Genomic DNA, 20,773 nt, shown 5'->3' with positions numbered 1-20,773 from the left:
AAGTATCGATTTTAGCAATTAACACAGATTAAAAAAGGGGCAATAATTTTAATCTGTGGCTAAAATCCTAAAGCACTATTTCCTCTTCTTTTTCTAATATCGTTTTTAACTGAGGAGCAAAATTCATTCCCCACTTATCAAGGGCAACAATTAAAGGTAAAAGAGATATTCCTGTTTCAGTAAGATAATATTCTACTCGTAGAGGAACTTCAGTATAAACTGTTTTTGCCAAAAGCCCATGTAACTCCAATTCTCTTAGTTGGTTTTGCAATACTCGTTTGCTAATGCCATTAATCGCCAGAACCAAATCTTTAGGGCGTTTTATTCCTTTATGAATTTCATCCAACAAACAAAATTTCCATTTAGAACCTACCACCTCCATGGCAACACTAAGACCACAATTATAATCTATCGGAATTTTTCGTTGATACATATCTTTAGTTTCTTTATTAATCTACAAAAGTAAAAATAAACGAAGTAACTGCTTTAATTATCAATGGTGATTAATTTATCACTATATGATTAATTTCCCCCTTATTGGTTAATGCTTGAATGAGTTTGATATTTGCATAAGCAAAATTTTAAAATTTATAGCATGAAGACCTTAGTAATTATCATACATCCCGATTTAAAAAATTCAATAATAAACAAACGATGGATTGAAGAATTAAAAAAGTATCCCGAAAAGTATCATTTACATGATTTACATAGTGCGTATCCTGACGGAAACATCAATATTGAGAAAGAAAAACAGCTTGTAGAATCACACGATACAATTATATTTCAGTTCCCTTTTTACTGGTTTAATTGTCCGCCACTTTTCAAAAAATGGCTAGATGAAGTATTAACACACGGATGGGCATATGGCTCAAAAAGTGGATATAAACTAAGCGATAAGAAAATTGCATTAGGAATAACTGCTGGAATTAATGAAGAAGATTACAGCGCAACGGGCAGATACAAATACACCCTAGAACAATTAACAGCTCCGTTTGAAGTTACTTTTAATTACATAAAAGCCGACTATAAACCATTATTCGCTTTCTATGGTGCAGAACATAACGCTACTACTGAAAGGATAGAAAAAAGCGCACATGATTATATTTCATTTATAGAAAATTTATAAAATCATATTTTATACAATCATAATTCTCATTTTTTAATTGGCTCCATATTAGACGCACTACGGTGCGTCTCTAACTTAATATGTAATCGCACAAAATATATCCGTAAAAAAACAATCATAAAACAGATTACAATCTATTCTCTTTTAATTGTAATGCTCTTTGCAGAAAACTCTGATTGGCAATTTTACTTTCGGCTTCATTTATGGCTTTTAGTAAATTATTCTCATTATCTGTAATTTCATTAAGAACATCAGAAATAATATCCCAAACAGGTTTCATTTTTAAGATAAGATCTTGTCCTTTTGTGGTAAGTACAATTAAACGTTTACGTTCATCTTCCTTATCCTTTTTGGAACGAATAAGCTTCTGTTTTTCTAATTCTTTTAGTAAACTAATTGTAGATGGATGCGTATAACCAATCTCATTGGCAATTTCTACAATGCTTAATACGCCTTTGTTATGAAGTGTGTAAATTACTGGAAACCATTTAGGTTCAAACTCAATGTCAAATGATTTGTAGAGCATCGCACCGTCTTTACGCAGTTGTTCACTAAGACGCTGCAGTCTTGTCGATAAAGCCAAAATACCCGATTCATCTATAATATTTATCATTACTCGTTTAATTTTAAATGACAAAACACATTGTCAGCCCCCATTACAGGAAATGCATCTGGAAGTGTTTCTTTCTCAATTCGTACAAAATTATTTCTTTCATAAAAACGCAAAGCTGCTTCTAATATCGAAACTGTTCCCAAATATAAATCATTAAGATCATTTTGTTTGCTAAAATCAATCAATGTATCCAGAAGTTGTTGAGCAATAAATAACTCTTTTCCTCGGTATTCTTTTTTTACAAACATCTTCCTTATGGCACCTTCCCTGCTATCATCATATTTTACCAATGCGATAGTACCAACCAATTCTCCATCAGCAAAAGCACCCCAAAAGCACCCTCCAGGTTTATGATAAAAATTATTTATTTCCAGAAGATCCGGTTGGTCTTCTAAAGTTATCGGAACATTAAATTCCTTTTGCTGGATATTTAAAATCAAATCAACGACTGCCACTGAATGATCATTTTCTATAGGAACAATTAATATATTCATAGCTTATTATTTTACACAATTCAAAACTACGTAGTTAAATACATAAATAAAAATTATTTCATTAAAAAATTCAAATCCAACAACCAAAAAACAGGACAAAAACAACCATTTATCCTGTTAAAAACATTACAATTCATTTAACTTATAAGGGAGAAATTATGAGAGAATTTTTTTGTAATTTTGCAGCCTCATATTTTGAACCCTTCCTATGAAAAATAAACTAGTTAATATACCGCCACTTCCAGCAATACTCCTAGCAATCATTAGTGTACAGTTTGGAGCAGCGATTGCAAAAAGTCTTTTCCCTGCTATTGGAGCAGCAGGAACAGCATCGTTACGAATAGGAATTTCAGCGTTAATTCTATTTTTGGCTTACAAACCAAACTTACGCAAAATAACTCCTCAACAATGGAAACTTGTAATTCCTTATGGATTGTCTTTAGGAACAATGAACCTTATCTTTTATCTCGCAATAGAGCGAATTCCTGTTGGTTTAGCAGTTACTTTAGAATTTGTAGGGCCTTTAGTATTAGCCGTTTTTGGTTCAAAACGCTTGATAGATTATCTATGGGTATTTATTGCTGCGATGGGAATTGCACTTATTGCACCATGGTCTGGTAATGGAATTGACATTGTTGGAGCTTTATTTGCTCTATTAGCCGGAGTCTTTTGGGCAACATATATTGTATTGGGAGGAAAAGTTTCTAAAGTAATGAAAGATGGTGACGCAGTATCAACCGGAATGTTATTTGCATCGCTACTTATAATTCCTTTTGGAATTATGGAAAATGGATTAAGCAACCTAACACCGAATCTTTTAGGAATGGGAATTGCACTTGCACTATTATCAAGTGCTATACCGTTTACATTAGAAATGAAAGCACTTGGTCAACTTCCACCACGCACTTTTAGCATATTAATGAGCTTAGAACCTGCTGCCGCATCTATTTGTGCCTTCTTGTTTTTACAAGAACATCTTCGTTTTAGCGAAATAGTTGCCGTATTTTTTGTGATAATCGCATCTGTTGGTTCAACAATGACAGCAAAAAAAACAATTCCAATTAAGGACTAAGAATCCTATTATGAATATTTAGAAGCATTTTCCAGCTATCCACTATATCTTTTATTTGTTAAAGAAACAAAAACAAATGTCGTTACTATCTGGGCTAAGTTAAGAATATCATGTGGCTTTTATGAAACACTCCCTTCGTCGGTGAAACAATATTGTGGTTGTTTTGTGTGTAAACGAATCCTTTGAACCTTTACAACTTAGAACCACCAAACCTAAAATAAAAAAAGCAGCGATTCAAAACGAATCGCTGCTTTTTTAGTAATGGTAGATAAACTACTAGAATATACCAATGTAGTATTGATCTGCACCTGAAAATACTTTTGCCCCTACAGTACCATCAGCGTTTGCAGAATTCACATCATATATATAGATGTTTCCTTGTACACCAACTGGAGTTAAAGCAATATAGAATTTTCCGTCTCTTACAACCGAGTTTTGGTATTGTTGCAACCATAATCCATTAGGAACAGTTAAATCAACAATTGTATTCGTTTTAAAATCCATTCTTGCTAATCCCCAAGGAGCTGAATAAGATTTCTCTCCCTTTGAATCAACACCAATCTGAATTTTATCTTGATCTAATTTCTCATATGGAATATAACCAATTCCGTTGCCAGCATAAAACCAACCATTACTAGAAGCTGGTTTACCTAACAATCCGCTTACACTATATACATATGACTCATCGTATTTACCATCTTTAATTTTTACGATATTTAATTCTTTACCGTTGCTTACCATTTGCATGATTTCACCAGCTTCATTAAAATGCTGTGTAGGTGTACGGTAACCATTTGTAGATCCTTTAACGTGTGAAGTGCTAATTACAGTGGCATTAGTTAAACTTGGATAATCAAGTACTAGCGTAAAAGTCTTATCCGTTTCTCCTGCTTTACCAGTTGCTACGTTAAACTTGCTAACTGATGCTCCATAATATAATTTATTACCAGAAATAACTGGACAATCTATACGTGAAATATAATATCCTTCACTTGCCAAATTTCCTGGAAGAACTAAATCAATGTCTTTTTTGAAATTACTACCAAAATTCATTGCCTCTAAGTCTAAAATACCAATAGCAACAGTCATTTTGTGCTTTAAATATTCTGTATTATTAGTTCCTCCATACATTGCAGTAGCAACAATATTATGTACAGATCCAACTTTATCATTCATTTTTGTAAAACGAACAGCTTTTACTCCCAATGGAATAGAAGAGTCAAAAGTGGTTATTTTTTTATAATTTTCTCCACCATGATACGTTAGCTTATCAATAGTACCAACTGTATAATTAAGGCTATAAACAATCGAACCATCTGTAGATGTAAATACTCTAGCTGTACGTGATGAAGTCATTGAATATCCTTTTCCAAAAAATGACGCCTCCCCTATAGAAAGATCAGAAATACCTTGAAGATAAGTTCCAGAAATACTACCTGAACCACTAGCAAATGCTAATTGAAAGTCTTTTTTTACTTCTGGTAATGTAGGAGCTATATCACCTTCATTGTCATTATTGCTACATGAGCTCAATAGAGCTATTGCAAAAGCACCAGAAAGTAATGTACTTTTTAAATTTCTAAATTTAATTTTCATTGTGATTAATTATTTTGAAGTTAATGAATATGTTAGTTTGGCATAAAATGCACGACCTGGTTTTTGTAAACCAAAATTGTCAAAGATCTGTTGATCAAATATGTTTTTTGCATCCACACTAATTGTGAATTTATTAGATGGAAAAGTGTAAGCAACTCCTATACTATTAGAAAATTGTGTCGGAATATAGTCTAAGTTTTTACCTCCAACATTAGCCCAATTCCTAAGAAATTCATCTACATAGCTGATGTTATAATAGATAGAAGTCTTAGATTTTTTGGCGAACAAATCATCCTGATAATAAACTGCATTAATATTAAATTTAAACGAAGGCTCGTTTCTTATTTGCATACGATAAAACAGGTATGGAGCACCATTGGCATCAAATCTGGTATTAAACAAAGACTCAAATTTTGAGATATTAAGAGAAAGATTAAACTTCTTAGCGTAATCATAAATTATCTCAGCATCTATACCACGAGACATAACATTCTCTAAATTTTCAAACTGTGAATAAGTAAAACTTCCCGCTCTTATCGATTCTCTAATCATTCCTTTTGTGTCTCTATAAAACAAAGAGGTATTTAATCTAATAGAATGATTATGAAATTTTAATCCAGACCAATTTACTCCAATGTTAACATTATGACTCGTTTCAGGTTTTAGTTCTCCTGCTGGAGCAAGTAAGTTATCATTAACATTACCAAACAATTCGTTGGCACTTGGCAAGCGCATTGCTTTCTCTGCAGATGCTAACAAGTATAAATTAGGGTTTAACTCATAAGATAAAGTAATACCGTAACCACTAAAATCAGATTTTTTAGTAAATTCTCTCTTTTCATAATTAGGAATACCTGGAGTTATATCTTGTCTATATGGTTCATTTGAAGTAACCTTTTGAAAGTAATGTTTATAAAAAACATTAGTTCTCAATTTTTGAGAAAAAGCTAAATTCTCATAGGTAAACGAAACAATATTTTTTTGTAAATCTCTTGTATTCTCTAATAGTTGAAGTCCTAAAGGTTGTAATTCATCAGATATTCCACGTATAAAGTTATTATGCATATAATTAGCATATATCGTGTTGTTGCTATTTATTGTATAACCTAAGTTTGTACGAACAAATAAGGTCTTATCAGTATTAATTCCCAGTGTTTTAGCACTTGCAACCTCAGCCCCGCTAGTATATTTTACATAAGTACCATCAGGATACATTAATGGCTTACCTGACCAATCATACATCACACCTACAGTATCTATTGCTTGTCTTTTTAGATAAGAATAACTAGCATCAGCTTTAAATGACAATCCTTTTGTCAAAAAATCGTTCTTACTATATGTCAATGTAGCAATACTAGAATTACGTCTCGTATGACGATCTCCATACACATTATCCATTGTAATACCATGCTGGACCTCTTTATAATCCTTTGATAAAATACCACCTATCATAAATCGGTCAGCCCATTTTACATCAGTAAAACCAACTTCTACCTTAGTTCCATATGATTTATAAGCATCATGAAAACGTTTTGCACGATGGTTCGTTGTAGTTTTACCTGTATAATCTTTAAATGTGATGCTCTGACCCCAAACTTCATAATTATTATCACTATAATTATAAAAACCAGAAGCATCAACCGTAAAACCATTCTCTTTACGGTAGTTACTTGCTATATTCCATTGATGTGTATTAAATGATCCTAGAGAATAAGATGTTACAAGTGAATTTTTAGTTTTTTTCTTCAAGATAATATTGATTGCTCCACCCAATGCATCCTCAGAAAGGTTAGCAGGAACAACTCCTTTATAAACTTCAATACGATCAATTAAAGCTGGAGGAATACTATTTAAAGAATAAGAAGAACCAAAATTAGAAGAAGGAATACCATCAATAAAAACTTTTACAGCATTACCAGATAAACCATTAATATTATAATCAATTCTAGATCCCAATCCCCCGTCTTGCCTAATACGAACCCCTGCCGAACGGTCTAATAACTCATTAGTCTGTATCGATTGCAGTGCCATCTTTTGAGTCTCAATTACATTAACAGCAAATCCTTTAGTTTCAACCTCTTTTTTCTCAGTCTTAACATTAATTACAACTTCTTTTAAACCTAAACTTGCAGAAGGTTCAACAATTAGTAAAATTCTTTCACTGTTCCCTTTAAAGTCTACTTTAATACTTTTTTTTGTGATTTCTATAGAACTTACTTCAATTTCGTAATGCCCATGTGCCAAACCTCTAAACTCAAACTTACCTTCATCATCGGTAATAACCTGATGTTTAGTGTTTTTAACAGCAACAGCGGCATAAGTAATTGGTGTACCACTATCTAATTTTAAAACCCCCGAAAGAGTTCCATTTTGTGCTAATAACCCAGACGGTAAAAAAAACATACAAATAAAAAATATGCCTAATTTTAAAGACTGTGACAAAGAACCATTTTTTTTAAAAATCAATATATTTAAATTAGTCGAAGAGAAAATCGTCTTCCTTAATCCGCAACAAGTTAAAATACAAACTGTTATTATATTTTTTATTGCTTTAAAACAATCTATGTAGTTTTTGAAACCCATTACAAAGTAAAATTGGTATTATTAATTCATTTGCAAACTTAACCCGACTCACTCAGCATAAGGGTTTCAAATACGGATTATAACATACACAAAAAGGATTGTTTTTATTTAGACTCAATACACATATCGATTTTATAGTGTATATTTGCTAAATAATAAAGTAAGAATTTCCATGCAACTTAAAACCACGATAAAAGATATAGATTATAAACTCTGTGACCAGATGTTTTTTAGAGAAGAAGACCAAGTTTGCGAACTTATCGAAGAAACCAATACCTTCCATCACCCTGAATATGGCAATATAAAAGACAGCCATACGCTAGCTGGGTCGTTCTTTATAAATTATATTGAATTAGATTTACTTAAGCCGATTAAAATTGAATATTATACAGATGAACCAGCCATACAAATGTTCTTTTTTATGAAAGGATGTTCCAATCTGATGCATCATCAAATACATCTCTTACCAGCTGGCACTAAACTGGCAAAGCTACCAGCAACCTCAACTGTATCTGAATACTTATCGATATTAATTCCACAAAATACATACACTACTCTTGTTGATTCATTAGATTTAAACCTTCAATTTATTGAAACTTGCACTAATGAAAATCCTGCAAAACAAATAAAATATAGCGAAATTATGTCACCAGAAATTCTGACGGCAGTAAGAGATATAGCTTCTTGCGAAAGAACTGGACATTTCCGCAGGATGTATATGGAAACAAAAGTGACAGAATTAGTATTGCTACAAGTAGAGCAGTTAACACAAATACAAGATCTTACTATTAAAATTCCAAAAATTGATATAAAAAGAATGCATCATGCCAGAGAATTGGTCACTCAAAATATCATTACTCCTTGTTCTCTAATTGACCTTGCCCGTAAAGTAGGAACCAACGAATTCAAGTTGAAGAAGTACTTTAAAGAGCTATTTGGCACAACCGTTTTTGGTTATTTAAACGAACTAAAAATGAACGAAGCCAAACAAAAACTACTAAAAGACGAGCTAAATATTTACCAAGTAGCAGAATCATTAGGATATAAAACTCCCAACCATTTTAGTACTGCATTCCGTAAACATTTTGGTTATCCACCAAGCCAAATTAAGAATCAGGCTAATCAAATAGGTGCAAGTTTTACAAAAGCAAAAGAAATAATAATCGGTATGTTCTGTCCCTTTTTTGCAGAACTATCAGTTCTAGATTTATTGCTTATTCATTAATCAGGAGCAACCATCCCCCTTCTATTTAATCTTGTTGAGTTCCAGCTATTCGCTATATCTTTTCTTTGCTAAAGAAACAAAGAAAAGGATGTCGCTACTATCTGGGCTAGCTAGGACTTTAATCTTTGTTCACAACCAAAACATAAAAAACACTGAAGCATTTCCTATTTACTTTTCTACTTAGAACCTCAGCTTCTAAGAGCCTTACTTTCTATAGTATTATTTCTTAGAGAACAAATTCTCTACTACCCATGCAGGACCTATCATTAAAAACTGAAGATCTTTTAGAAAAGAAGGTTTTTTGCCTTCAATATTATGTCCGTAGAATTGTCCAACCCAAGCAATGACAAAAACACCAATTGAGAAAATCCATAACGGAAAAACTTGTCCAATATAGTAATTCACAATCAGACAAATAGCTGATAATATTGCAATCTTAAAAGCCATTGCAACCGATAATCGGATATAAAAAACAAGTACAAAGAGCAATACTACAACAGCCCAATTTTCGATTATTGGAGCATTGAGTTTTAAAATATTGGCAATAAAACTACTTGGAATACTCATCAATAAACCCACAATCGAAAAGTAAATAGCAGGTACACATATATAATGTATCGCTTTATTTATTGGGTTCTGATGACTCACTGCATATTCTTCAAACCATTGCTCTAACGTTCTCATATTATAGGATTTAGATATACGTAAATCTAATACATTTTATGGAAGATGCAAAGAGTTTTGAAAATAAGGTACTGAGGTTCTGAGGCTCTAATATTTAAAGGTTGTTTGGTTTGGGGGTAAAAATGACTGTGATATTATTCTAAAATTCATCTTTTCTCACAATTGCCATTCCGACGCAGGAAGAATCTCATCAAGGAATTCCACAAACTAAACAACCTTTAAACCTTTTTTCTTAGTGTCTCAGAAACTTAAAACCTCTGTATCTCGACGATTATAATCAAAAACACTGTCCCATAATTCATCAATTTTGATGAGTGCCTTGTCAAGTGAAATTACTTCCCACTTTCCATTTTTTTCTATAGCAAGTCCGATACTTTTTAATTTCAACAAAGCATCATTTACATCAAAATCTAAATCGGTATCTAATTTTGACAAGAACCATGATTCTATTTGATTGTCAAGTTCTTCAGCTGTTAAAGGCTCCTTACTTCTGTTTAAGAATGCATAAGCCAAAATAGTTTCTTTAAGCACTTCTTCCTCCGAAGAGTTCAATAATGAATAAAATGCACCACTATTGTTTCCTATATTCTTAAAGTAAAGACTATCTGAAAGCATTTTGGAATATTTAATCTTCTTATTTACAAAATTACTATACTGGCGAAATAAGTATGCAGAAAGTATTCCTAATGCAATTAAACCTTGATTAAGTGAGGTTTTACTATTTAGTAAATCAATTGCTTCCCCCGATTGGTAGGCTCCATACATACCAATTAATGCTGGAATTACAGTAGTACTCAATAAAGAGACTCCACCAAAAATTCCAGGAACCCAGAGCAATAATTTATCTGTAGTCGACATCATCGGAATCGCATTTGGAAATATCGTTTCCAAATCATTTTTAGGAACACGCTTAAAGATTTTTAAAACTATAGATCCTGGGTCAATAGGCATTTTCCCTAATTTTACTTTTTTCGAATTAAGATAATCGGCATCGTTATAATTGAGATAAATCATAACACGATCATAGTATTCAATCTCTATTTCTTTCTTCCAAAAAATAAATTTTGTTACTGTTTCTTTAGCCTTATGACTTCCACGAACATATAATTCATAATCCTTAAATGCATTGAAGTCTATTGCAAGATTTAACCCTATTAAATCAGAATCATTAAAAGCTTTATCTAAAGTTTCTTTATCAATACGTCTGTAGTTACCATGCTCCAGAACAGTATGAAGTGTTTCTTTAAAAACTTTAAAATCACTTTTACCAATAAATCCTTCTCGCTCTTTTGCGCTTAAATCTGGGTCAAATAAAGCGTAATTCTGTTTTAGATTTCGGTTAAGATTAAAAGCTTCATAATGATAATAATGTTCGATTATATCAAATAACTTTTTAAATTCATCAACCTTTTTGAGGTCTTCACTAATAGTTGCTATTTGTTCTTCGAGTAAGAATTCCTTATTAAAAGGAATATAATGTTCTCGTTTCATATGGGGTTTTAGGACTTTTTTAAAGCGCCAAAGGTACAAAGCTTTTCCTTAATTTCTTTTAGGTTAAATGGGCTTTTTAAACTCCTATACCAAGATTAGAATTCTTTTACACATAAATAAAAAACCTTACGCAATCCCGTAACTTCGAAACGAGGATTAACTCCTAATCCTCCATTATATCTTTTAAATATCTTTGGACCCTTGCTAATCAGTATCTCAGAACCTTTAAGCCTTTAAAAAACTATTCACAAAAAAAGCATAGTATAGCATGAGCCATTTCTATTAGCCTACCTTACACAAAAAAATGGCAATAGAACATAAAGTTCGGCTCGTTGAAGCATTGTTTGACCGCCTTGAAATTGAAATTACTGCTTTTAAATCTGAAACCCATTTGTTTTGCAACGCTGGTTGTGGTAAATGCTGTTCAAACCCAAGTATAGATGCCTCTCCTTTAGAATTCTTACCTTGGGCATTTCATTTATTCTTAAATGGTATTGCCGAAGAAACCTTAGCCCAATTAAATAATTCTTCTAGTAAAAATTGTCATTTATACCATCCACTGTCTGTTTTAGAACATCACAAAGGAAATTGTACCAATTATCGCTATCGTGGATTAATATGCCGTCTTTTTGGTTATGCCGCAAACACGGATAAATATGGAAAATTACGATTAGCAACCTGCAAAATCATAAAAGAAGAACAACAAGAAAACTTTCAAACCGCCGAAGAATTAATCAATAAAGGGAAGAACGTTCCAATTTTTACTGATTATTATATGCGTCTGGCACAAATTGATCTTAAAATGGGAATTACTTTGCTTCCTATAAACGAAGCGCTAAAAATGGCTATCGAGGAAGTCTTACATTATTATGCCTACAGACCTTTTCCGGGAGGTTTGGAAAATATTGCTTAGATATGTATCTACAAATCTTATATTGTCTAAACCAAAAAATGCGCAAAGTCTAAAGACTATTGCGCATTATAAAACAATTAACTCTTCGTGAGCTAATTACTATTTTACTTTAGAAAATAATCGGCATCGATTAATTTATTCCCTGTGTCATCATAAACTGCATAATTAAAACCTCCTTGAATACAATAAGAACCATATTCTCCAGCTTTATTCAAGGCTATAAATCCTACCTGAATATCCTTTAAATCTTTGTTTCTGTTCTTGGTTAATTTTACGATTCTTGCTACTGCTTCTTCACAGGCTTTTTGAGGTGATTTTCCTTGTCGCATTAACTCTACAACAAGATGACAACCCGAAATTCGGATTACTTCTTCGCCATGTCCTGTTGCAGTTGCTGCTCCAATTTCATTATCAACATATAAACCAGCTCCGATAATTGGAGAATCGCCAACACGCCCATGCATTTTAAAAGCCATTCCACTGGTGGTACATGCTCCCGACAGATTTCCATTGGCATCCAGAGCAATCATCCCGATAGTATCGTGATTTTCAATATTGGCAATGGGTTTGTATTTGCTATCTTTCAGCCATTCTTTCCATTCATTTTCCGACTCTTCTGTCAGCAGATTTTCTTTTTTAAATCCTTGTGTCAATGCAAACTGTAAAGCTCCATCTCCGACCAACATTACATGAGGCGTTTTTTCCATTACGGCTCTTGCTACCGAAATTGGATGTTTTATATATTCTAAAGAAGCAACGGAACCAATATTGGCATTTTCATCCATGATACATGCATCCAGCGTTACCCGACCATCTCTATCTGGACGTCCGCCATAACCTACGCTTCTTTCTTTTGGGTCTCCCTCGGGGATTTTAACTCCTGCTTCAACAGCGTCTAAGGCACTTCCGTTACTTTTTAATACTTCCCAAGCAGCTTCATTTGCAGGAATTCCAAACTTCCATGTAGAAAGTACAATTGGTTTCTTTACTTTCTTAGATACTATATTTTTTTCTTCCTCTCTTGAATCTGAATTGAAAGATTGCAAGGCTACAGCTACTGAAGCTATAGCTGCTGTTTTTATGAAATTTCTGCGGTTTGAATTTGTCATATCTATTATTTTGTTTGCCACAGATTAAAGGATTCTAAATGATTTTTAATCTGTAAAAAAATATTTTACTCTTACATTAAACACTAAAATAAATTTAAACCATATAAGTGATATAAGCTCATTAAAGTAAACTGCTTAGAAAACGTATACTCCCTTAAATAATTTATATGGTAAAAAACAGTTACTTAATCATAACTTTATAAATATTGAAAATCAAACCTACAAGATTGAAAAAAACTTGCAGGATAGAAATTCTTATCAATAAATCTTTTTAATCCTTTAATCTGTGGCAGAAAAAAACAACTAATATAATCAAAACTACGATTTATAAAGCATACTGCTAGCTCCCAATAAAGCAGCTATTTCATTGTCTGTAGAAATTGAAACTGCAACATCACTTCCTGCTTCTTTTATTTTTTGGTTAAAAGCCGGTAAGAAAAATTCACTGGCATTTGCGATTTTTCCTCCTATAATAAAACTATCAACAGAAAAATTATCTAACCACGGAAGAACAATTGCTGCTAAATCCTCTCCCATTTGTTCAAAAACTTTTTTAGCCATTGTATCTCCAGCTATAGCCAGATTAAAAAGCTCTAGACCATTGTTAATTTTTTTTCCGCTTAAAGCGAAATAACCAGCTATAAGTCCGCGTGCAGAAACATAATCTTCAGCTATTCCTTCTTTATACGGAAGATCGTATATTTCACCATCTTTTGGTACTAAATCTCCTGTACTAATTGACTCTCCTCTATTTATAAAACAAGCGCCAAGTCCGGTACCAAGCGTGATTGCCATTACTTTTTTAGAAAGATTATGAGCGTCTTTAAAAACTTCTCCTTTACCAAAACAAACGGCATCATTCTCAAAAAGAATTGGAAATTCATTGGAAAGATTCAATTTATCTTTAAATAAATCTCTAACATTTAAACCATAAAAGTGTTCATATTTAGATTGTCCTTTTATCCAGCAAACTCCATTGTTATAATCAAATGGTCCTGGCATACAAACTGCTAATCCTATTGTGTTTCCTACTTTTGAATTTTCGATAGAAGTACGAATTGCTTTTTCCCATATAGTCATTACTTCTTCTACTGGCAAATTAGAATCAAATGACTCTTTATGCAATGAAAAATCAATCACTTTCATATCTTTTATATCGATAACCGCTGCGGTAATATGTGTGCCCCCAATGTCTAATCCAACGGCATATGTTTTATTCATTCTTTTTTATTTTGGAATTGAACCATTAAGAGATTAAGATTTTTTTTCAACATTAAGAAATTAAGATTATTAAGTCTGACTGCTTAATTTTTCTTAATCTCTTAAGGGTAAATATTTTCTTAAATTTTAAAAAACTTAATTTTCTTAATTTCTTAATGGTATATTTTTAGCTTTTATTTTTTTTATCACCAGTTATAGAGATTTTAAAAACTTAATTTTTCTTAATCTCTTAATGGTAACTATTTTTAGATATTTTTATCTTTTAAAATCTGAGGATAATGGATACTGGTATGTACTATCATTTCTCCAAACAATGTATTTGCCCAAGCAAACCATTTTCGGGTAAACTTGGTAACATCATCTTTATGAAATGACTCGTGCATAAATCCTGTATCGGCATTTGTTTTTATTAAATTGCTAATACATGCTTTTATCTCCTTTTCATCAACACTAGTAATCGCTCTCAAAACTATACTCATAGGCCAGATGGTATCTGTTCCAGTATGTGGTCCTCCTACGCCTTCTCCTGCTTTTCCTTTGTAGAAAAACGGATTATTGTCTGAAAGTACTACTTTACGTGTATTCAAATATAATGGACTATCTGGCTCAATAGCTCCTAAATACGGCAATGATAATAATGAGGGAACATTAGCATCATCCATCATATGGAAACTTCCATATCCATTAACTTCAAAAGCAATAATTTTTCCGAATTTTGGATGTTCGATGATTCCATTTTCTTCTAATCCTTTCTGAACTTGCCCCTGTAATTCTTTTGCTTTAGCAACTAAATCATTGTCTTTTAATGCTGGCAAAGAGAAAATTTCCTGAAGATATCCAAGTACTTCGATGGCAAACATATTACTCGGAATCAAATATCCAAATAACGTACTATCATCACTTGGTCTAAAAGTCGAAACAATCAATCCGCATGGTTTTACAGGATATCCATAACCGCTTAATGGTACTCCATCGGTAGCCCAAGCTGTTACTCTCTGGAAATTGTATGGCCCTTTATCCGTCCATCGTTGTTGTTCTTTAAAAGTTTGCAGTACCAAAAGCATCGCTTCTTTCCACTTACTGTCAAACAAACTTATATCTCCCGTTTCTTTCCAATATCCGTGTGCCAGTCTTATTGGATAACATAAACTGTCAATTTCCCATTTGCGCTCGTGAATACCTGGTTGCATTTTGGTCATGTCGTTCTTCCATTCGCTTACCTGATTAAAATCTTTGTAAAAAGCATTTGCATAAGGATCTAATAAAATACATTTTGTTTGGCGGTTGATTACTCCTTTAACCAATTCAGCTAGTTTTTTATCTTCCTTTATAAACGGGATATATGGCCAAATTTGTGCTGTACTATCTCTTAGCCACATCGCATCAATATCTCCTGTAATTACATAAGTATCTGGTTTACCATCGATGATTTCAAAATCAACAGTTGTATCTAATGTATTAGGAAAGCAATTCTCAAATAACCAAGCCAATTCTGGGTTTGCTATTTGTTTTTTGATTCTTACAATTGCTGCCTCAATTGCTTTACTTGTAAATTTTCTTTCGGCTAATGGTGGTCTTTTAGTAATAAAATCTTTTAGTGCAAAATTGAACGCATCCGATTGCATTCCGAAAACATCTGTTTGGAGTGCCAATAATCCTGCTGAAAAAATTCCTGTATTTTTTATAAATTTTCTACGTGATTGCATAGTATTATTTTGAAGTTGAATAAGAATATGGATAGGCACTTGCTGAAGTTCCTCTTTGTAAATTAGGTTTGCTGTTCATATCAAAATTTAATTCGCCACCTTTTAGTACGTCAAAATGATTGATATAATTTTTGGTATGAGTTGCATTATTCCATTTTAAATCCTGAACATATTTATTAGTTTCTGAATTATTTGGAGCGTTTATAATAAGCTGCTTTCCGTTTTCTAACTGTAATGTTACTTTTTTAAATAATGGTGCTCCCAGAACATATTCGTCTGTACCTGGGCAAACTGGATAGAATCCCATCGCAGAAAACACATACCAAGCCGATGTTTGTCCGTTATCCTCATCTCCACAATATCCATCTGGAGTTGGCTTGTACAAACGATTCATTACTTCACGAGACCAATATTGTGTTTTCCAAGGTTCCCCCGCATAATTATACAAATAAATCATGTGCTGAATGGGTTGGTTTCCATGTGCATATTGTCCCATATTCATGATTTGCATTTCGCGGATTTCATGAATAACTGCCCCATAATAACTATCGTCAAAAACTGGTGGAGTGGTGAATACGGCATCTAATTTAGCCGTGAATTTTTTCTCTCCACCCATTAAGTCTATTAAACCATTTATGTCATGAAAAACACTCCAGCTGTAATGCCATGCATTCCCTTCCGTAAATGCATCTCCCCATTTAAACGGATTGAAATTTTTCGGGAAACTTCCATCTTTATTTCTTCCGCTCATTAATCCGATGGATGGGTTATATAGATTCTTATAATTCATCATTCGTTTCTCGAACAAACTGATTTCTTTTTTGGGGCGGTTTAAGGCTTTCGCCAATTTCCAAATGGTAAAATCATCGTAGGCATATTCTAGTGTTCTAGCTGCATTTTCGTTAATCTTAACATCATAAGGTACATAGCCTAAAGTATTGTAATATCCTACTCCTTTTCTTCCTACTGCTTCAATCGGACCTTCGTTATTGGCTCCATGCAGTAAAGCTTCATATAATTTATTGATATCATATCCTCGTAATCCTTTGATATAAGCATCAGACACAACAGATGCCGAATTATTTCCAACCATTACATTTCTGAATCCTGGACTTGACCATTCAGGCAAAAATCCACCTTCTTTGTAATCGTTGATTAACCCCTCTTGCATTTCTTTGTTTATAGAAGGGTAAACTAAATTAAGTAATGGATATAAGGCACGGAATGTATCCCAAAAACCTGTTCCTGCATACATATATCCTGGTAATACTTTACCATTATAAGGGCTATAATGCACAATTTCTCCCTTGCCATCTATCTCGTATTGTTTCTGTGGAAAACAAACAGTACGGTATAAACAAGAATAAAACGTTTTTAACTGTTCGTCGCTACCTCCTTCTACTGTTAGTTTTCCTAAAATTTTGTTCCATTCATGTTTTGATTCGGCTACTGTTTCATCAAAAGTTGCTTTTCCTAACTCGCTCTTCAAATTCAGTTCTGCTTGTTCTATGCTAATAAATGATGATGATACTTTTACATTTACCTTCTCTCCTTTTTTAGTTTTAAAACCAACTATTGCGCCTACATGATTGTCTTTTAATTCTAGTTTGTCTTTTTCCAGAACTTTATCATGCCATGTATAATTTGTAGAAAACGGTTTATCGAATTGCAATACAAAATAGTTCTTAAAATTCTCTGGAACACCACCACTATTACGAGTTGTATAACCTATAATCTTATTCTCTGATGGAATTATTTTAATATAAGATCCTTTATCAAATGCGTCAATTACGATAGAAGATTGTTCATTTTCTGGAAATGTAATCTGAAAATGTGCTGCTCTTTCTGTTGCTGTAATTTCGGTCGTTACATCATAATCGGCTAGATATACACTATAGTAATAGGGCTTTGAAACCTCTGCTTTATGACTAAACCAACTTCCTCTTTCGTCTTCTGTAAAAGTTAGTTCCCCTGTTACTGGCATGATCGAAAATTGTCCATAATCATTCATCCAAGGCGAAGGCTGATGTGTTTGCTTGAATCCTCTTATCTTTTCGGCTGTATAAACATACGCCCATCCGTCACCCATTTTTCCGGTTTGTGGTGTCCAGAAATTCATTCCCCATGGTCGGCAAATTGCAGGATAGGTATTTCCGTTAGAAAGACTATGTAAAGATTGTGTTCCCATTAATGGATTTACATATTCTACTGGATCTAAGGTTTTAACTTGTGCATTTACAAAAATGCAACATTGTAATACTCCTAAAAAAATTAAACTCTTTATTTTCATATGATGTCTTGTTATCCTAACAGGTTTTTAAAACCTGTTAGGTATTTTATTCTTTATAAAATGTAAATCTCGATTGGCTAAGCTATGTCAAAGTTTTAAACCAAGACTGTAAGGAACTTTAGTTTTACGCAAAATAATCCCAAACTTGTCATTTCGACGAAGGAGAAATCTCCGTAAGTAACTCCGCAATGAAAGTCTAATCTTTGTCGAGCTTCTCGCGGAGATTTCTCCTTCGTCGAAATGACAAAAATGAGCAGACCAACTTTGGCAAAACCGCCTTAAACCTAAAATCATACCTAACAGTCCTGAAGCTTCAGGGTTAAAAACCTTTTAGAAAACTGAAAACTGTGACTGAAACCTGAAAACTTGTTAAAGCGGCCTATCTTCTTTTTTCACTCCAAAAGTCGTCGATGGTTTGCTTCCCATATACAGTTTTAATTCTCCTCCTTTTACTATCATATCATGTGTGATGTATGATTTTGTATATAGTTTTCCGTTGTACTCTGCTTTTTGGATATAGATGTTAGTTTTGCTATTATCTATTGCTTTTAATGTAAATGAAATTCCTTCTTTGTGATGAATTGTTGCTGTATTTACTAATGGACTTCCTAGAACATAAATTCCATTTGCTGGATTAACAGAATAAAAACCCATTGATGAAAATACGTACCAAGCCGACATTTGCCCTAAGTCCTCATTTCCGCATAATCCGTCTGGTTTTGTTGAGTAGAATTTATCATCAATTTCACGGATTAGCTTAGCCGTTTTCCATGGTTGCCCTGCGTATGCATACAAATATGGAATATGATGATTTGGCTCATTTCCTTGTGCATATTGTCCAATCAATCCACTAATATCTGGTGATATTTCTTCGCCTTCTACTTTGTCTGTTATCAGGAAAAGCGAATCTAACTTAGCTAAAAATTTATCTTCGCTACCGAATAATTCAATTAAACCATAAGGATCTTGTGGAACTAACCATGTGTATTGCCATGCATTTCCTTCTACGTAATCGTCTTTGCGATGTGCTGATGAAAGCGGATTAAATGGTGTTCTCCAATTTCCATTACTTAATTTTCCTCTCATAAATGTAGTTTCTTTATCGAAATAAAGCCTGTACAAATTGGCTCTTTTAGTGAAATAGTTATAATCATCTGTTTTACCCAATGACTTTGCCATTAGAGCTATACAATAATCATCTATAGCATATTCTAAAGCATTCCCTACTGATTCCAGTAATTTATCCGCAGGAATATATTCTAGTTTTTGAACATAATCCATTCCCTCACGCGTTTGCATCGCTGTTTTTTTGATGGCTTCATAAGCCAATGCCACATCATAGTCTCTATATCCTTTCATATAAGCATCAACAATAACTGCAATCGAGTGATTTCCGTTCATTGTATTAGTTTCATTCCCCATTAAATGCCAAACGGGTAATCTTCCTTGTTGCTCATAGATTGCCAAAAATGATTTAACGATATCATTAATTTTATCTGGATGCGTAATTGTATATAAAGGATGCAAAGCACGATACGTATCCCAAAGTGAGAAGGTAGTATAATTAGTAAAATTTGCTTTTTCGTATACTTTTTTGTCTGTCCCTCTATAATCTCCATTTACATCATTAAAAATTGATGGTGCAAACATGGTATGATACATTGCTGTATAAAAAACTTTCGTTGTTTTATCATCTGCTTTTATCTGTATCTTATTTAATTCCTTGTTCCATTTTGAAGTCGCTTCTTTTACTACTGCATTAAAATCCCAATTTGGAATCTCCGCTTTAATATTCGCGGAAGCGTTTTCATAACTCACTGGAGAAATTCCAACTTTTACTAAAACTTGCTTGTTTTTTAAAGTCTTAAAATCTAAAACAGCTTTCATTCTTACCGCTTCTCCTTCTTTTCCTGCAACAGCAGTTGTGTTGTCGTACAATGCCATATTAGTAATTGGCTCAGAGAATTCAATGGTAAAAAATATACGCTGATCGGTAGCCCAACCTGTAGAATATCTATATCCTACAAGGGTTGTTTCGTTTATCTTTTTTATGAATGTTTTTACTGGTTTATCCCATCCCACACCATCGGCAAGGTCTAATAAAACGTGATTATCTGTAGTGGTATTAAATGTATATTTATGAAAACCTACTCTTTCACTTGCTGTTAACTCTGCTTTAATTTTATATTTATCCAATAAAACACTGTAATACCCAGCTTTGCTTACTTCGTTTTTATGAGAGAAATAAGATCCATAACCAGTTACCATATCTTCTTTTGTTCCTTTGGTAAGAGGAACTTTTCCTGATACTGGCAACAAAAGAATATCGTTTAAATCCCCAATTCCTGTTCCACTTAAATGGGTGTGTGTGAATCCTAATATGGTATTACTTGCATAATTGTATCCACTGCACCAATCCCAACCTTCAAAAACATTTACTGGTCCTAATTGTACTGCTCCAAAAGGAACATTGGCACCCACAAATACATGTCCGTGACCTGCAGATCCTATTAATGGATCTACATATTTAGTGTAATCTATACTGCTTTGTTTTGCTTTCTTTTCCTGTGAAATCGCAGGATTGGCAAAAAATAGATTTAAAGCGATAATACCGCTAAAAGCTATTTTGTTATATTTTTTAAACATCTAT

General features: G+C 33.0%; 16 protein-coding genes. 4 read left to right on the top strand and 12 right to left on the bottom strand.

Features of this window, described 5'->3' with window-relative positions:
• Positions 1-67: 67 nt before the first annotated feature.
• A complete protein-coding gene (locus LPB87_RS18680) occupies positions 68-433 on the bottom strand; it encodes a helix-turn-helix domain-containing protein (protein ID WP_129538862.1) in 366 nt (121 codons plus the stop codon).
• A 162-nt stretch (positions 434-595) separates the two neighbouring features.
• Between LPB87_RS18680 and LPB87_RS18675 the strand changes: the two genes are divergently transcribed.
• A complete protein-coding gene (locus tag LPB87_RS18675) occupies positions 596-1,126 on the top strand; it encodes an NAD(P)H-dependent oxidoreductase (RefSeq protein ID WP_230728890.1) in 531 nt (176 codons plus the stop codon).
• Between the two features lie 127 nt (positions 1,127-1,253).
• Here the strand turns inward: LPB87_RS18675 and LPB87_RS18670 are convergent, their stop codons facing one another.
• Both LPB87_RS18670 and LPB87_RS18665 read right to left on the bottom strand, forming a co-directional pair.
• The gene (locus LPB87_RS18670) at positions 1,254-1,736 is read right to left on the bottom strand and encodes a MarR family transcriptional regulator (RefSeq protein ID WP_230728891.1); all 483 of its coding nucleotides are present in this window, start codon (positions 1,734-1,736) and stop codon (positions 1,254-1,256) included.
• A 2-nt stretch (positions 1,737-1,738) separates the two neighbouring features.
• Positions 1,739-2,233 carry a GNAT family N-acetyltransferase gene (locus LPB87_RS18665; protein ID WP_230728889.1) on the bottom strand — a complete coding sequence of 165 codons (495 nt, stop codon included), beginning with the start codon at positions 2,231-2,233 and terminating at the stop codon, positions 1,739-1,741.
• 208 nt (positions 2,234-2,441) lie between these two features.
• Here LPB87_RS18665 and LPB87_RS18660 point away from each other — a divergent pair, with 208 nt between their 5' ends.
• On the top strand, positions 2,442-3,305 hold the full coding sequence (locus LPB87_RS18660) for a DMT family transporter (protein ID WP_129538865.1): 864 nt from the start codon (positions 2,442-2,444) through the stop codon (positions 3,303-3,305).
• 276 nt (positions 3,306-3,581) lie between these two features.
• Here LPB87_RS18660 and LPB87_RS18655 read toward each other — a convergent pair whose 3' ends face one another.
• On the bottom strand, positions 3,582-4,901 hold the full coding sequence (locus LPB87_RS18655) for a hypothetical protein (RefSeq protein WP_230728888.1): 1,320 nt from the start codon (positions 4,899-4,901) through the stop codon (positions 3,582-3,584).
• Positions 4,902-4,910: 9 nt separating this feature from the next.
• Positions 4,911-7,304 (bottom strand): TonB-dependent receptor, encoded by a 2,394-nt coding sequence (locus LPB87_RS18650; protein ID WP_230728887.1) that lies wholly within the window; start codon positions 7,302-7,304, stop codon positions 4,911-4,913.
• 403 nt (positions 7,305-7,707) lie between these two features.
• On the opposite strand from LPB87_RS18650, the gene LPB87_RS18645 reads away from it, so the two are divergent.
• The gene (locus LPB87_RS18645) at positions 7,708-8,709 is read left to right on the top strand and encodes an AraC family transcriptional regulator (RefSeq protein ID WP_230728886.1); all 1,002 of its coding nucleotides are present in this window, start codon (positions 7,708-7,710) and stop codon (positions 8,707-8,709) included.
• Between the two features lie 219 nt (positions 8,710-8,928).
• Here the strand turns inward: LPB87_RS18645 and LPB87_RS18640 are convergent, their stop codons facing one another.
• Both LPB87_RS18640 and LPB87_RS18635 read right to left on the bottom strand, forming a co-directional pair.
• Entirely contained in the window at positions 8,929-9,393 is a 465-nt protein-coding gene (locus LPB87_RS18640; RefSeq protein ID WP_230728885.1) for an Mpo1-like protein, read from the bottom strand.
• A 240-nt stretch (positions 9,394-9,633) separates the two neighbouring features.
• Positions 9,634-10,884: a TMEM143 family protein gene (locus LPB87_RS18635; protein ID WP_230728884.1), complete on the bottom strand. Its 1,251-nt coding sequence runs from the start codon at positions 10,882-10,884 to the stop codon at positions 9,634-9,636.
• A 304-nt stretch (positions 10,885-11,188) separates the two neighbouring features.
• Here LPB87_RS18635 and LPB87_RS18630 point away from each other — a divergent pair, with 304 nt between their 5' ends.
• Positions 11,189-11,797, top strand: a complete 609-nt coding sequence (locus LPB87_RS18630; protein ID WP_129538871.1) for a YkgJ family cysteine cluster protein — start codon at positions 11,189-11,191, stop codon at positions 11,795-11,797.
• Positions 11,798-11,901: 104 nt separating this feature from the next.
• Here the strand turns inward: LPB87_RS18630 and LPB87_RS18625 are convergent, their stop codons facing one another.
• From LPB87_RS18625 to LPB87_RS18605, 5 genes are all read right to left on the bottom strand, one after another.
• Complete coding sequence (locus tag LPB87_RS18625; protein WP_129538872.1) at positions 11,902-12,906, bottom strand: N(4)-(beta-N-acetylglucosaminyl)-L-asparaginase; 1,005 nt, start codon at positions 12,904-12,906, stop codon at positions 11,902-11,904.
• A 318-nt stretch (positions 12,907-13,224) separates the two neighbouring features.
• Positions 13,225-14,127 carry an ROK family protein gene (locus LPB87_RS18620; protein WP_230728883.1) on the bottom strand — a complete coding sequence of 301 codons (903 nt, stop codon included), beginning with the start codon at positions 14,125-14,127 and terminating at the stop codon, positions 13,225-13,227.
• A 245-nt stretch (positions 14,128-14,372) separates the two neighbouring features.
• The gene (locus LPB87_RS18615; RefSeq protein ID WP_129538874.1) at positions 14,373-15,833 is read right to left on the bottom strand and encodes a glycoside hydrolase family 125 protein; all 1,461 of its coding nucleotides are present in this window, start codon (positions 15,831-15,833) and stop codon (positions 14,373-14,375) included.
• A 4-nt stretch (positions 15,834-15,837) separates the two neighbouring features.
• The gene (locus tag LPB87_RS18610; RefSeq protein ID WP_230728882.1) at positions 15,838-18,123 is read right to left on the bottom strand and encodes a GH92 family glycosyl hydrolase; all 2,286 of its coding nucleotides are present in this window, start codon (positions 18,121-18,123) and stop codon (positions 15,838-15,840) included.
• Positions 18,124-18,492: 369 nt separating this feature from the next.
• Positions 18,493-20,769 (bottom strand): GH92 family glycosyl hydrolase, encoded by a 2,277-nt coding sequence (locus LPB87_RS18605; RefSeq protein WP_230728881.1) that lies wholly within the window; start codon positions 20,767-20,769, stop codon positions 18,493-18,495.
• Positions 20,770-20,773 lie beyond the last annotated feature (4 nt).

This window comes from Flavobacterium sp. EDS (genome assembly GCF_020991525.1).
Taxonomy (GTDB): Bacteria; Bacteroidota; Bacteroidia; order Flavobacteriales; family Flavobacteriaceae; genus Flavobacterium.
The sequence above is the reverse complement of the archived record's forward strand: the minus strand, read 5'-3'. Positions and strand labels throughout refer to the sequence as shown.

Excerpts from the sequence above, each read along its gene's own strand:
- LPB87_RS18665 (WP_230728889.1), bottom strand. The coding sequence starts at position 2,233 with ATGAATATATTAATTGTTCCTATAGAAAATGATCATTCAGTGGCAGTC.
- LPB87_RS18655 (WP_230728888.1), bottom strand. The coding sequence starts at position 4,901 with ATGAAAATTAAATTTAGAAATTTAAAAAGTACATTACTTTCTGGTGCT.
- LPB87_RS18660 (WP_129538865.1), top strand. The coding sequence starts at position 2,442 with ATGAAAAATAAACTAGTTAATATACCGCCACTTCCAGCAATACTCCTA.
- LPB87_RS18650 (WP_230728887.1), bottom strand. The coding sequence starts at position 7,304 with ATGTTTTTTTTACCGTCTGGGTTATTAGCACAAAATGGAACTCTTTCG.
- LPB87_RS18605 (WP_230728881.1), bottom strand. The coding sequence starts at position 20,769 with ATGTTTAAAAAATATAACAAAATAGCTTTTAGCGGTATTATCGCTTTA.
- LPB87_RS18635 (WP_230728884.1), bottom strand. The coding sequence starts at position 10,884 with ATGAAACGAGAACATTATATTCCTTTTAATAAGGAATTCTTACTCGAA.
- LPB87_RS18680 (WP_129538862.1), bottom strand. The coding sequence starts at position 433 with ATGTATCAACGAAAAATTCCGATAGATTATAATTGTGGTCTTAGTGTT.
- LPB87_RS18615 (WP_129538874.1), bottom strand. The coding sequence starts at position 15,833 with ATGCAATCACGTAGAAAATTTATAAAAAATACAGGAATTTTTTCAGCA.
- LPB87_RS18675 (WP_230728890.1), top strand. The coding sequence starts at position 596 with ATGAAGACCTTAGTAATTATCATACATCCCGATTTAAAAAATTCAATA.
- LPB87_RS18625 (WP_129538872.1), bottom strand. The coding sequence starts at position 12,906 with ATGACAAATTCAAACCGCAGAAATTTCATAAAAACAGCAGCTATAGCT.
- LPB87_RS18630 (WP_129538871.1), top strand. The coding sequence starts at position 11,189 with ATGGCAATAGAACATAAAGTTCGGCTCGTTGAAGCATTGTTTGACCGC.
- LPB87_RS18640 (WP_230728885.1), bottom strand. The coding sequence starts at position 9,393 with ATGAGAACGTTAGAGCAATGGTTTGAAGAATATGCAGTGAGTCATCAG.
- LPB87_RS18620 (WP_230728883.1), bottom strand. The coding sequence starts at position 14,127 with ATGAATAAAACATATGCCGTTGGATTAGACATTGGGGGCACACATATT.
- LPB87_RS18645 (WP_230728886.1), top strand. The coding sequence starts at position 7,708 with ATGTTTTTTAGAGAAGAAGACCAAGTTTGCGAACTTATCGAAGAAACC.
- LPB87_RS18610 (WP_230728882.1), bottom strand. The coding sequence starts at position 18,123 with ATGAAAATAAAGAGTTTAATTTTTTTAGGAGTATTACAATGTTGCATT.